Below are 14,113 nucleotides of genomic sequence, written 5' to 3' on the forward strand. Positions count from 1 at the left end.
GGATTGGCCGTATCTCATGATTTCTGTCTCATCGACATCCGCTCCCTGATGGTAACCACCAAATTCACCAATAATCAATGGAAGTCCTTTATTCAGCAGATGAGCCTAAATCCGTAATGGTTAACTTGACATCGAAAGTTACGGGTATTTGACTGAATTTATAATCCCAATCATCCTTTACTTTTTTCCACACTTGAGGTTTTTCAATATATAAGTGTTCGCCAAAACCGGCAACATCGACTTTATATTGCGATTGCAGCTTGTGCATAAGAGTTTTAAGCCTTCTTGTTACTTCTTTTTCAAACTCTTTCTCAGCCTTTTTCATGTTTTGTGTCTTGGTCGGGTCCAATTTATCATCCCAGTCTTCAATTAAACGCCCTTTGGATTCAATCTTGACATGAAAGGAGATGTTATTTCCCTCGGTCACCTTAGTCGTTATTTTGCTATTTACCGACTTGATCTCATAAGTTATAGGTTGATTCCGCTCATCATATGTTTTGATAGCTCCACCCTCAACATCATCTTTAATCCATGCAATACTCTCCACGTCTTGTTGCCCCAAATTGCCGAGCCAGTGGCCGGTGTCTCCCTTAATAATGCTGGCACCTGAAAATTCAAATTCTCCTTCGGCTTCAATAATGTTTTGCAGGATATAGCTTTTTTTGGAATGCATCAACCCATCCAATTCAGACAAATTGATCCCTCTCATTAACTTGCTGGTTCTGAAATGGTTACGAACCATATACAATATATGGAAGGAAGGGACCTCGTCCTTATATTTTGTGACCAATGTGTTAGCTGCTCGTCCCTTACTTAAGAAAACCAGGCAGCTCGGTCGAATATCATTATCACGAAGCACAAAATCCATTAATTGCTGCATCGTCTGTTGTTTCGCCAGTTCGGTAGAAACCACGATGACCTTCAGGTGGTGACCAATAATCGGGCGATCCAAGCGGATGGAGAATTGCCGGAAGATTTCAAGTACAGAATCCCCGGTGCCAGCTATATTGATATAGTTTGGCCCTTGTCCACCGGCTTGTTTTGCTGCGTTTCCAAAAGACTTTTTGGGGACGATTTGCACAGTGGCAGTAATTTTATTTTTCTTGAAGTAACGGCTGCCTTCCTTCTCCAGGTCCTGTTCCACTGTGCTGGGCTCACCCTTATCCAGTGACAGTCCTGTATACATGCTTAGTTCTTCTATTTCTCTGCTGCTCCAGCAACCGACTTGACTTACCAGAAGAATGAAGGCAAGCAGCAAAGATAGGATATGTCGTCTATACATTTTGCTTCATTCCCTTCTTCCTAATTATAAAAATGATGGAAAGAGTTACCGGGACGAGAAAAAATAAAATGATTCCCATGTATCCGATCGCATCGCCCAGACTAAACACCTCAGTCATACGTACAGGAACCATAGTGGAGATGAAAATAAGCGGGATTAAGACAAATATGGCATAGCGATATTGAAGGCCAAACACCTGTGAGACACCTAAGGATGCATTGAAGAAAAAACTGCAGAAATTACAAAACATTTGCATCATCCAAATCACTAGCAGCGGAAACTCAAGACGTTCAAAAAGAAACCCCGGGATTTCAAAGCTGCGCATTAAATTAATGGTGGGCCAGGTGCTTGTCACAGTGGAGTCCACCGATAACCCGCCGACTACCATAACTACTGTCAAAAAGTACAATATCCAAGGGATGCTGATTCCTGCTACCATGGTCTTGGCCGCTTTTTCAGGGTGCTGCAAGAAAGCGACCAATGTCATGATGACTTCACATCCAGTGAAAACAAGGACAGTCGACTTTAGTCCCTTAACTACTGGAAGAATACCGTTACTCAATACAGGACGAAGATGGTCAATTTCAAAGACTTTTAGGCTAAGGACAAAACAGAGGAGCAGAAAGAAAAGACTGATCGGGAGTACAATCTGGTATAACCGCGCGATGGGATTAATGCCTCCAAAAACCAGATAACTTCCCACCCAGATGAATGGAATTACAATCGCCCAGATGGGTGTCCCTTCAAGCAGAAAATACAACGTTACTTCAGCTAAAACGCGAATCTCAAAGCCAGCGATGATGATAAAGTATATGATTAATAACAGACTTAAAAATCCTCCCGGAATGATACCCACGATTCTTCTGGAGTATTGATACACAGTGTTACCGGGAAATTGTTGGCTTAATTTCACCATAAGCAAGACCACGAATATGACAATACATCCGCCGATCAGGACAGAAAGCCATGCATCAGGAGTCTTTACCGTCTCACTTACACCTCTCGGGAGTGTCAAAATCCCTGCTCCCAATACGGTATTGGTCAGGAATACTGCCGCCTGTTTAGATGTGATCTTATCATCAGAGCGTCTGAACACAATTTTCCCTCCTTCCTCCGGGTGCTATGATTTACGCTTGCTTTGCTGAGTTTTCATCATAACGGGTCTTCGTTTCATCAAAGTCAAAGGAGCTCGTATAAACACATCCTTCCAGTCGCTTAGACGCATAGGGGAGAAGGGAGTCACATATGGTACGCCAAAGCTCTTCAATTTCGTCAGATGGATACAAATGATCAGGAAGAACAAAACCGTACCGAACATGCCCAGAAGGGCTGCAAAGAGCATTCCGGCGAAACGTAAGAGGCGCAGGGTAATGCCAGCGCTGTATGACGGTATCGAAAACGATGAAATGGCAGTAACCGAAACAACAATCACAAGGAAAGGACTAACAATGCCCGCATTGACAGCAGCGTCGCCGATGACCAAGCCTCCCACAATGCCCATGGCAGGACCAATAGGCTTGGGCAATCGTATGCCGGCTTCCCGCAGGATTTCGATAGAGATTTCCAGAATCATAACTTCGATGACAGATGGAAAAGGGACGCCTTGACGGGTCTCGATGATGCTAACGATCAGCTTGGTTGGGATCAAACCGGGATGAAACGATATAAAAGAGATATATAAAGCAGGACCCATAAGCGCTATAAAAGCTCCGCAAAATCGCAACACGCGTAAAAGTGTCCCTGGAATCCAGCGCTCATAATAGTCCTCAGGAGATTGGAGCAGCATACTGAAGGTCACCGGAACAATAAGTGCAAAGGGAGTACCATCCAGCAGAATCGCTACTCTTCCTTCCAACAAAGCACTCATGACACGGTCGGGGCGCTCAGTATTATGCGCTTGCTGGAACGGGCTTAAATAATTGTCTTCAATAAGTTGCTCCACATAACCGGATTCAGGTAAAAAATCCATGTCAATTTTTGAAATTCTGTCCTTCACTTCCTGAAGAAGATCCGGATTTACAATATCCTTGATGTACGCGATAACCAGATCTTTTTTGATTCTGCTTCCAACTTGGAATTTCTTTATTTCCAGACCTTTGTTTAGGCCTTGACGTCTAAGCATCGAAGTGTTTTCACTTAATACTTCCGTAAAGCCGATTCTGGGACCCCGAAGTAATGCTTCAGAGGTCGGCTCATTCACGGGTCGAACAGGGCCGTTAGGGGGCCCGACCAGCAGTGCTTCATTTATTCCTTCAATTAATAACACGGTATAGCCCAAAAGGATTAATTCGTACAGATTCTCCATATCTGTAACTTCACTAATTTGCGTAAGTGGCATCAAGCTTTCTTTTATAAAAGACTTACTTATACTTTCTGACTGTTCCTGTTGGCCCTCAAGCATCAATACCTGCAATACCTGCTTGTTTATAAGCCCCTCATCCTGCATACCTTCTATGAAGATTAACACCGACCGTGCATGAAATTTCTTCGCCATAAACTCACGAAAATGCACATCACTATTCTCGCCTATAGCCTCTTGGAGTGATTTCAAATCGGTATCATAATCCCCTGTAATTTTGGAGCCTGTTGCATGCTGCTGATCAGCGTTGTCTTTATCATCCTTAGGACGGTCAGCAGGTTGTTTGGAATTCGCTCCCTTACTTCCTACAAGTGAATAAATCGAGCGGTTTATATAATAAATTCCTAATGGAAAAATCAACGCGAGGGCTGCCTGAAATAACGTAGCCCAGCTTGGAATATAAGGTACTATTTTAGACCACATGATGATGACCCCCAAACGATTCAATTCATGTCCCCGTAGAATAGCAGGTTGTTCATAAAGTATTCCTTGTAAAGGATTTATTTACTCATTAAACGGTCTGATGACTTGCTATCTCTTCATATTTTTGTGGAAATCTGAAAACTTTGGATGGGGAAATGGTAGAAGAAAGCAAAAAAACCGCTTCTGGAGCATGTTGAATGGTAGTTCCATTCTTCCAGAGGACGGTTTCTTTGTCGATTAATCTATAAAATATATAATGTGGAGTGCTATAGAAGTTAAGCTGTTCTGTAGAAAGGATTGCTGTGCGATTAATTAACGGATAGGGATATCCCTTGTACTTTGACGTTTATCATGCCAATGGATAGGCCCGTATATTTCTCAATGGCTTCCCGAACATTCTTCTGTAATTCTCTGCCTACATCGTACATTCTTGTTCCGTAATGAACGACAATGCTTAATTCGACATCCAGTCTTGATTCTGTCAGATGAAGTTCAATGCCATTTTGCAGGCTTTTCCCACTTAACTTGTTAGTGATTCCTTCGACGACTCCTGTTGACATTGATGCAATTCCCATTGTTGCCGTTGCTGTCTTACCAATGATTTTAGAAATAGCATCTTTGGAAATTGCAATACTCCCCAGTACGTTTTGAATTAACATGTAGATTCCTCCTCGCGTGCAGTTGCTTTGAATCCATGGTAAAAAGTATTTACAACCAGTGCCGCTGCAGAATTTTTCGCAATATTGCCGTTCCTTACTTGCTGCCATGTTAGAAATAGCAGCGAGTAGAGGACATTCATGATCCAATCTTTATCGATATGCGGGTGAAAATAACCTTTTTGTTGCAATATTTCAATCACATGCAAGATGGGTTCCCTTAGCTTCTGATCCGCTTCATCAATTTCCTTGTTGAAGTTGACGGATGCATCATGAGCAAGAAAATAAATTTTGTCTCCTAACGGAATAAGTGCCTCAATCAACTCTGGAATGTAATTTTCATAGTTTTCCTCGTTCAAGGAAATCCTTTTCATGGTTTCACTTACGACTTCGATGGCCCGAAATCCAAGATAAATCATCAGTTGCTCTCTGTTTTCAACATATCGATGCAATGTGGCAATACCAATTTCTGCATAATCAGCAATCTCGTTCATGGAAGCGTTTGGCTTTTCAATAAGTAGCATGGTAGCTACATCCAAAAGGCTGTTAAGCCTCACTTGCTTGATCGTTGTCATGTCTCTCTTCATTGGAACCCCTTATTTATTTGATATCATTTATTATTAATTGATAGTTTTTTATATCATTTGATTAAATTCTAAATCAAATATTGAGAAGAGTCAAATAGGAGCATCCACTTTTCAAAAATCGTCATAATAACTCAATTTCAGTTTCTTACCTTAATCCCTTGAATTCGAATAGGGAAATCCCTAAACATTTAAGGTTTTAATTATATTGTGATTGTAATCACATGTAACGCAACTCACGACATTAGAATAGAAGCATAAGCAGTATTCATAAGAACGCAGGCAATGTCGTCGAATGAATGGAGGAATCGGCATATGGCAAACAGTAAACAGAAGCTTGTTGTTATAGGGAACGGGATGGCTGGTATCAATACGGTCGAACAAATTCTAAAATTAACGGATAAATATGAAATTACGGTCCTTGGAAATGAGCCTCATCCGAACTATAACAGGATTATGCTCTCTTATGTTTTGGAGGGAAGTAAAACCATTGAGGACATCATTCTGAACGATTTGCAATGGTACGAGGACCAAGGTATTACTTTATATACTGGGAAAACGGTGCGAAGCATCGACGGAGAAAGAAAGAGGATTTACACTGAGGACGGACTTGAAATAGATTACGATGTAGCTTTGGTGGCTACTGGCTCTCAATCGTTTATCTTGCCTATTCCGGGAAAAGAATTACCAGGCGTCATCGGTTTTAGAGATATCGCCGATTGCTCGGCCATGCTTGAGGCGGCGAAAACCTATAAAACGGCAGCAGTCATTGGTGGAGGGCTGTTGGGACTGGAAGCGGCTAAAGGCTTGGTCAATCTCGGTATGGACGTAACGGTCGTTCATTTGATGGAGGATTTGATGGAGCGTCAGCTGGACCGGGAAGCCTCTGCGATGCTGAGGGCAGAACTAGAACGCCAGGGAATCAAATTTGCTATGCAAATGCAAACTGCAGAGGTGTATGGTCAAGATCGGGTACAGGGGCTGCGGTTTTCGGACGGAAGCGAACTGGCAGCAGATTTGGTCGTTATGGCCGTAGGGATCAAGCCTAATATTCAGGTTGCTGTGCAAAGTGGCATGGAAACGAACCGTGGAATTGTGGTCAATGATTTGATGAGGACCTCCATGCCAGATGTATATGCTGTAGGGGAGTGTGTTGAACACCGCGGGATCTGTTACGGCCTGGTTGCGCCGCTTTTTGAACAGGGAAGTGTGCTCGCAAAGCATTTGGCAGGTGTGGATACAGAAGGCTATACGGGATCAGTGGTTTCCACCAAGCTCAAAATTTCAGGAGTGGATGTTTTCTCGGCTGGCGAATTCATAACCAGTTCTGAACATACGGTGATTGTAGCAAAGGATGAATGGAAGCATACTTACAAAAAAGTGCTGCTTCGGGAAAACAGGATTGTTGGAGCCGTACTGTTCGGAGATGTTAGCGAATCTGCTAGTCTTCAGAAGTATGTGCGGCAGCAAACGTTGATGACAGATGAGATATATGGACAGCTCATGGGTACCGGATGCAGTAAAGACGGGGCTAAAACCTTATCCGCTGAAACGATGGCTGATGATGAAATTGTCTGCGGCTGCAACGGTGTGACCAAAAAGGCAATTGTTGATGCGATCCATGAAAATGGATTGACCACAGTCGACGAAATTAAGGCATGTACCGGGGCAACGCGGTCCTGCGGAGGGTGCAAGCCGGTCGTTGAACAAATTCTCCAGTATGTTCTTGGAGACAGCTTCAAGACGGCTGCCAAGCAAGGAATATGTGGCTGCACAACATGGAGCCGGGATGAAATTGTTGGAGCTATCAAAACCAAGGGGCTTACAACGACACGTGAAGTTATGAATGTACTAGGTTGGCATAATGATGAAGGATGCTCCAAATGTCGCCCGGCACTGAATTATTATTTGGGGATGATGAACCCGGATACCTATGAAAATGAGGAAGATTCACGTTTTGTGAACGAGCGGCTGCACGCGAACATTCAAAAGGATGGAACGTTTACAGTTGTTCCAAGAATGTACGGTGGTGTAACAACTCCAGAGGATTTGAAGAAAATAGCTGATGTTTCTCTTAAATACAACGTTAAAGTCGTTAAAGTAACAGGAGGACAACGGCTTGACTTGATTGGTGTCCGTAAAGAGGATTTGCCTAAAGTATGGGAAGAACTCGATATGCCGTCAGGATATGCCTATGCCAAATCTCTTCGTACAGTTAAAACCTGTGTTGGATCACAATTTTGCCGTTTTGGCACACAGGACTCGATGGGAATGGGAGAGTTGCTGGAACGGAAATTTGAAAGATTGGATTTTCCGGCAAAATTTAAATTAGCGGTCAATGGATGTCCGCGCAATTGTGCCGAATCATGTACGAAGGATATCGGGATTGTAGGCAATGATGGAGGCTGGGAGATTTTTATCGGTGGAAACGGTGGTATAAAAGCACGGTTGGCTGATTCGCTGTGTAAAGTGAAAACTGACGATGAACTGATTGAGATTGTGGGAAGCGTGATGCAACTGTACCGGGAAACAGGCCAATATCTGGAGCGTACTTCGGAATGGGTGGAACGGACCGGCCTTGAAGAGATTCGGAAGGCTGTCGTTCACGATGTAGATCATCGCAAGGCTTTAATAGAACGGATCGAATTTGCACTGCAACAGGTTGAAGACCCATGGAAAAAGATCATCAACGATGCCGATTCGCGCAAAAATTTATTTGAAGTCGTTACACCGTCTGTTGTGTGAATGTATTTAAAATCTTGCCTGGAGAAGGGAGCAATCAAGCGAATGATCAAGCATGCTGAGTGGCTTATCGTCGGTCATAGTAAGGATTTCCCCAATAGAATTGGGCGGACGATCCGGTTGGATGATAACGAAATCGCGGTTTTTCGCACTTCGGAGAACAAGCTTTACGCTGTTGAAAATTCCAGCCCGCATCCTAAAGGGGGGCCGCTTACCGAAGCGATGGTATCCGGTCATTACATTTATGACCCGCTATGTGATTGGAAGATTGATTTGGAGACGGGTATCGTTCAAGAGCCTGATACCGGACAAATTAAAACATTCACCATTCGGGAAGATGGAGAAGAAGTGAAAATATCTCTCTAATATAAATGACAAGAGCCCCGCAGGACCAAATCTTGCGGGGCTCTTGTCATCTTGGATCAGGTAATAGTAATACCTGCGCTCGCATAACCCACGACGGTGTTTACGAGGGAGAGTCCCGTAGCTGTTGCAGAGAAGACAAGGAGCAGGCGAGTCTGCGCAGTTACTGGTATAGCCAATCCGGTAGTGATGCCATTGGAAATGGTACCCAAGGCAATGATGCCAGTCAGTGGTGGAGCTAATGTAACGGTAGCCCCAGGGACAGCTGTAAAGGTGTTATCAGGTGTAGTCGAACTAAACAACTGGGCAGTAATCGTCGCGGTTGATTCAACGAGAGCTAGCGCAGCTGTTGTGCTGAAATATCCAGCAATGGATGTAATTACGCCATCCCGTGGTACAGAAAAAGCAAAGTTAATTAGTGGCCCTACAAGTGTACCTGTCAGGTCAATGACTCCACCTAAAAGGCTAATACCTGTTGCCGAGCTTCCGAAGCCAATCAAACTCGTTGTTCCTACCAACCCGCCAGCAATGGTCGTCAGAATAGCAGGTCCTCCCGAAGCAAATGGAATGATTGCCCCCGAACCGGTGGCACCAGCCGCGCCCGTAGCGCCCGTAGCTCCGGTAGCACCCCCGGCGGGTCCTGCCGCGCCCGTGGCCCCGGTGGCCCCGGTAGCGCCAGCAGCCCCGGTGGGTCCAACAGGCCCAGCGGCTCCGATAGGCCCGGCAGCACCAACAGGCCCGGCAGCACCAACAGGTCCAACAGGCCCCACAGCTCCTTGTGGTCCGGCAGCACCCACCGGCCCTGGTCCACCGACAGGTCCTGGAGCACCGCCCGGACCAGCAGGTCCAGCAGGCCCAGCGGGCCCTTGTGGACCGGGGGTTCCTGCCGTGCCACCCAACGCAATACTGATAGCCGTTTCGGCGCTTCTGATTGCACTGATCAAACTGTCTTTAAGAGCAGGATCAAGGGGTTCCTGCAAAATAATAGACAATAAGACCTCCAACAGTTGTTGCAGTGTCGTTCCAACACCGATCGGGGAGAAAGGAGTGGCTTCCGACGCTACGATAGCCAGTTCCAACGCCGCTAATAAATCTGTCTTGACTGAGCCTCTAAGTCTCAATTTATTTGAGAAAGTTAATAACCGATGTAAAATCTGTTGCAATGAAGTTATATTAGCCGCAGACGGATGTGCGAAAACGAGCGGGATGATGGCGACTAATTCCTTAATCAGTTTGAGAAGTTCTTCCGTTTCTCTGCTAATTTTAGGTGGTTTGCAGTCCTCGTCTTTTTTTGAAGCCCCACTGAACCTGAACGGTTTTCTGTGTTTCATGTTCAAATATCTCCTCCTTCACATTTCTCCCTACTGTAGAGGTGACAGGTGGATCATCGCCCCGCTTCGCAGATATAACAGTATATTTTCTGAAGCGAAAAGGGTGAATCACCATACAACAATTATTATTGGAGGCTTGTACATAAGCTTTAATATCGATTTTCTGTATTTCCAAACCGGGCTTCACCTATTGAAATAGCAAGTCCTTCCGATATAGCATTCTGAATTGCACTATCCGAGTTCGTCTTGAACAAAATATTCACGTCACCAAACTGCTCGGTAAAGTTTCTAATAAACATATCTATATAGTCATCCTTATATAAGTCCATATCAATCACAAACAAAGCGCGGTCTCCAAATAACTCGGAAACCGCGCTGTTTTGCTTATACTCCACTAATATATCTAGATCCATTGGGTACTTAGTCAGTCTTATTTGAAAATACGTTCCAGCAGTTCAGCCATTTCACCTCGGCTGATAGCTGCTTTGGGTTGGAGCGTTCCATCAGGATAGCTGCTGATCCATCCGGAGGATACGGCTTTTTCCAAGGCTGCGGAAGCCCATGCAGCGATCTGCTGTTTATCCTTATAGGATTGCAAGGTGACCGCGCTTGTGGTGGCAGATGCCTTATCCGCCATCGCATGTGACAATATCACCATCGCCTGTTCACGAGTAAGACTCTCATCGGGGCTGAATGTCTGAGTAGTTATGCCTTCGATCCATCCCTGACGATGAGCGGCTTCCACGGTGGATGCAGCCCAGTGCCCTTTCATATCTGTAAATGAGGTAGGCACACTCTCATCTCCATTGGTCCCCAACGCTCGGGTCAGTATGGATACAAATTCTGCGCGGCTTACTGCACGCTCCGGACGCATCTTGCCATCTTTGTAGCCTTGTAGCCAGCCTTTGTCTGCCAGCGATTGCAAGGATTTCGCCGCCCAATGGCCTTGGATATCCGACCATACCGTAGCTGCACCTTGCGAATCCGCTGAATTTGTTGTGCCGTCCTGTACGTTTGTATTATCGGATGGAGATTTTGTATGGGTAGAAACTGCAATCGCAAAGGTACTAAACCGGGTCGTATCGAAGCCCACAGCCGACAGGTTCCCTTTTGAATCCCTCACAGCCGTACCTTTTAGAATCTCCTGCTCTCCATTGTCATGAATAACGAGAACAGAAAACTGGGGTTCCTTGCCCTGCAATTCACGGATGGACTCGGCATCCAGCGGCAGAACGATGTGCGATGTACTACCTGTAACGTTAGCCTTGATTTCCACAGCCGTGCCAATCAGTTTCAGGCTGGATTGTTGTCCGGCCCAATCGCGGATCTGCTGTGTACGCTGTGCATCTGCCCGTTGGAATGACAATGCAACGTCCTGCTGACCCGAGAACATACGGGTTAAGGCATCACTGGATAGCATCAGTGTTCCATATTGGGATATGACTGCGGCCCCGACTTTATCCCATGTATTCAGCGAAGAATAGGGAAGAACAACACGGCTGGTATCCTTTTCCTGTTCCAGATGAATATCCGCGTAAGCCTTGCCTTCCAGGCGGGCCTGAGTGATTTGTCCATCCAGAAATGCCGAAGAAGGAGTAAAGATGATGATGGCTTTTCCCTGTTCAGAAAATCCGGGTTGCAGTTGTATAAGAGAGTTGTTGTAGTCTTCGTCTTGGTCTTTTTTATTAGAATTGCCCGTGTCTACAATGACCTTAGCAGGAACGGTTACTTCGATCTGTTGTGTCAGGGCGTGAGAACCATCGCTTACCTTGGTGACCTCCAGTATTACGGTAACCGCTGTTTGGGTTGCTGCCGGGAAGATAGCTCCATCTGTGCGAATCATATCCGGCTGGCTAGTGCGGCTGATGACCAGGCGGAAGCCCTCAGGTACAGCAGGCAGCTTGAGCAGGGTATCATTTGCAGCAGGTGTTGTTAGGCTTGTGATGGAATCGGCTACACGTTGGGCAGTGAGTCCTTGGGCATACACCAATCTGGAAGGAGCGCTCTCCATGCCATTCACGATCTGTAGCACGTAATAGCTGATTCCCTCAGGAACAGGCGTAAATATATATTTCCCTTCTCCCGAAGCGGTCCCTTCGGCAATAAGCTCCTGCTGGGCATTGTACAGCTCAAGCCGTGCACCCGGCCAGGCGCCTGTAACGAGCACCGAGGGGTTAGTGTCATTGCCCGCTGTGGCTTCAATAGCATGGGGAAGCACGCTTATGTGTCTTTCGGCTGGCTCAGCCGACCAACCAGATTGATCGCTATAAACATAGTTCAATACATATACACCGGGCGCATTCGTATCCACATTGCCGATGCCTGACAGATCTGATACCAGAATATTACCGTATACGCTGTCCAGCACGCTGGCTCCCGGATCGGTGAAGGTGCTGCCAGCTTCCAGAATGATCGGGTTGTTGCCGTTCAAACGTACATAGGGTGTATTCGGTAACGCCTTCAATACTGTGATTATGAATGTTCTTTGTACAGAGGTTGGGCCTTTGGATATAGTTGCTATTAATTGTACATTTACATCACCGTCTATATACTTCGGCCGATTCACCTGCCCCGTACTGCTGAGAACATCCGGTTGATCCGAAGACCAATCAATACGTGTGTCAAATGCTCCTGTATTGGGCAAAGTGATGGAATCCTTAATCCCTTGGGAGTATTCCAGTTTCAGGGTGTTTGCTGCCAAATTCACCGCTTCATCAGCGCTTACGGGCAGTGAAGGCACGAGCAGGCTGAATTTTTTACGAAGCTCCGTTCCGCCTCTTGTCAGAACAGCTTCCAGTGTAATGGGTTGATCGCCCTGTACATAGCTCGGGAACGTGACCTGACCGTTGTGATCCAGGAACTCGGGGTGATTCGAAGTCCACGACACCTGAACGCCGTTCAAGCCTTCTTTCGGCAAATATACGTCCCCGGTTACGGTGGTTACGGGTACATCAAGTGCCGCGTAAGCTGCGTTTACAGCTTCAATATCGTTCATCGGCAGACTGAGCACATGTGCAGTGAAATTTTTTGTTTTCGTTAAGCCTTCGAGAAGCAGGACAGCCGTCAGGGTAACATCTGTATTTCCATCAATATAGGAGGGTCTGCTAAGTGTTCCATCGGGTGCAATAACAAGCGGGTTAGCAGAGGACCATTCGATCTGGACGCCACCATAGCCGGATAATGGGAGAGAGACATTTTCTTGCACTGCGGACAAATTGCCCAAGGATAGGCTATCTGCTGCCTGGTCCAGTGTGTCCTGGGCATTTACCTTCAATACAGTAACCTCAAAGGTTTGAGTATCCGAAGCGGTTCCCTTAGTAATCGTCGCGGTCAGTTTTACTTTCCGGTCGCCCAGATCGTAGCGCGGGCGTGTGACAGTCCCCTCATTGGTGATAATATCCGGGGTATCCGAACTCCAACTCACCGTTGTATCGTTCAATCCAGTCAGTGGGAGTGTCAGCCGTTGTGATACCGCAGCAGCCGAATCTCCTGATGCGAAGCCTGGAGCCAGTGCAGCTTTGGCCTGTGCAACATATTCCGCATCGGTCACTATATTCACCGTGACCTCTACGGGAGCACTATTGCCCTGAACGTTCACAGCCTGAAGGCTGTAAAGAGCCGCACCGGAAGGTAACGACGAAGCATCTGTGAATTGGGTTAATGGCCCTGTATACAGGGTAACGTTATTTCTGATGACCTTGTATGAAGTTGCGTAAGGAACGGCATCCCAGCTCAATTCCACCGCATTTCCTTTTTGGGTTCCTGTAAAATGACCTGGAGCCTGTGGAACGGGCAATCGTTCCCCATAAGCCTCAAATTCCATGACAGAAGCCCACTGGTTGTTTCTCGCATTTCCTTGATCAATATACAAGCGCAAGTATCGTGCAGTCACCGGGGAAATGCTTCGGCTATAACGAGCGTTAGCGTTATTTTGAACAGTATCGGAAGTAACCCAATTCGTTCCATCACTGCTCGTTTGCAATCGGAAACTGTAAGGATCGCGTTGATCCTGCCATCCATTCATGATTCCCATACCTGTTATACCGTAGCGATCTACGATAAACCAGTCCCTCAGATCTATCTGAATCCATTTTTCACCGTTGCTGGCTTGATACCAGCGGCTTGTCGGCTCATAGGAGCCGTCCACTGCTTTGGCGGGTTCATAGGGCTGGCTGTAGCCGCTTGAGGTTACCGGTTTGTTGAGTACTACATTTTGTAAGCCAGCGGCATGAGCTTCATTCGTCCCTATGAGCAGAACCGCACCACCGATAATGGGCAGCAGTGGAATGAGCAAATGATAGGGTTTTATTTTGTTGCGTGTGAAGTTATTGCCTTCGAGCACGCGATCACCTCTTCTTCAGAAAAATAGCATA

The 14,113-nt window shown here is 46.1% G+C and carries 10 protein-coding genes and 1 pseudogene; 2 read left to right on the plus strand and 9 right to left on the minus strand.

Features of this window, described 5'->3' with window-relative positions; all coding sequences use genetic code 11:
- The 6 genes and pseudogenes from NST83_RS03155 to NST83_RS03180 all read right to left on the minus strand — a co-directional run.
- Nucleotides 1-102 (minus strand): annotated as a pseudogene (locus tag NST83_RS03155) (glycoside hydrolase family 5 protein); the annotation flags it as partial.
- Nucleotides 89-1,282, minus strand: coding sequence for a Ger(x)C family spore germination protein (locus NST83_RS03160; protein WP_342416539.1), 1,194 nt, complete (start codon nt 1,280-1,282; stop codon nt 89-91). The gene NST83_RS03160 and the pseudogene NST83_RS03155, both read right to left, overlap by 14 nt.
- Complete coding sequence (locus NST83_RS03165) at nt 1,275-2,378, minus strand: GerAB/ArcD/ProY family transporter (protein WP_342416540.1); 1,104 nt, start codon at nt 2,376-2,378, stop codon at nt 1,275-1,277. The genes NST83_RS03160 and NST83_RS03165 overlap by 8 nt, the downstream gene beginning before the upstream one ends.
- Before the next feature lie 24 nt (nt 2,379-2,402).
- Complete coding sequence (locus NST83_RS03170) at nt 2,403-4,064, minus strand: spore germination protein (protein WP_342416541.1); 1,662 nt, start codon at nt 4,062-4,064, stop codon at nt 2,403-2,405.
- A 308-nt stretch (nt 4,065-4,372) separates the two neighbouring features.
- Nucleotides 4,373-4,723, minus strand: coding sequence for an Asp23/Gls24 family envelope stress response protein (locus NST83_RS03175; protein ID WP_137061472.1), 351 nt, complete (start codon nt 4,721-4,723; stop codon nt 4,373-4,375).
- Nucleotides 4,717-5,307, minus strand: a complete 591-nt coding sequence (locus tag NST83_RS03180) for a helix-turn-helix domain-containing protein (RefSeq protein WP_342416542.1) — start codon at nt 5,305-5,307, stop codon at nt 4,717-4,719. Before NST83_RS03180 ends, NST83_RS03175 begins: the two co-directional genes overlap by 7 nt.
- A 312-nt stretch (nt 5,308-5,619) precedes the next feature.
- Between NST83_RS03180 and nirB the strand changes: the two genes are divergently transcribed.
- Nucleotides 5,620-8,049 (plus strand): nitrite reductase large subunit NirB, encoded by a 2,430-nt coding sequence (gene nirB, locus NST83_RS03185; protein ID WP_342416543.1) that lies wholly within the window; start codon nt 5,620-5,622, stop codon nt 8,047-8,049.
- Between the two features lie 42 nt (nt 8,050-8,091).
- Nucleotides 8,092-8,412, plus strand: coding sequence for a nitrite reductase small subunit NirD (gene nirD / locus NST83_RS03190; RefSeq protein ID WP_342416544.1), 321 nt, complete (start codon nt 8,092-8,094; stop codon nt 8,410-8,412).
- A 56-nt stretch (nt 8,413-8,468) separates the two neighbouring features.
- On the opposite strand, the gene NST83_RS03195 is transcribed toward nirD, so the two are convergent.
- The 3 genes from NST83_RS03195 to NST83_RS03205 form a co-directional block, all read right to left on the minus strand.
- A complete protein-coding gene (locus tag NST83_RS03195) occupies nt 8,469-9,740 on the minus strand; it encodes an exosporium glycoprotein BclB-related protein (RefSeq protein WP_342416545.1) in 1,272 nt (423 codons plus the stop codon).
- Nucleotides 9,741-9,889: 149 nt separating this feature from the next.
- Nucleotides 9,890-10,039 (minus strand): hypothetical protein, encoded by a 150-nt coding sequence (locus NST83_RS03200; protein WP_342416546.1) that lies wholly within the window; start codon nt 10,037-10,039, stop codon nt 9,890-9,892.
- A 131-nt stretch (nt 10,040-10,170) separates the two neighbouring features.
- Nucleotides 10,171-14,082 (minus strand): immunoglobulin-like domain-containing protein, encoded by a 3,912-nt coding sequence (locus NST83_RS03205; RefSeq protein WP_342416547.1) that lies wholly within the window; start codon nt 14,080-14,082, stop codon nt 10,171-10,173.
- Nucleotides 14,083-14,113 lie beyond the last annotated feature (31 nt).

Source organism: Paenibacillus sp. FSL R10-2782 (genome assembly GCF_038592985.1).
Taxonomy (GTDB): domain Bacteria; phylum Bacillota; class Bacilli; order Paenibacillales; family Paenibacillaceae; genus Paenibacillus; species Paenibacillus terrae_C.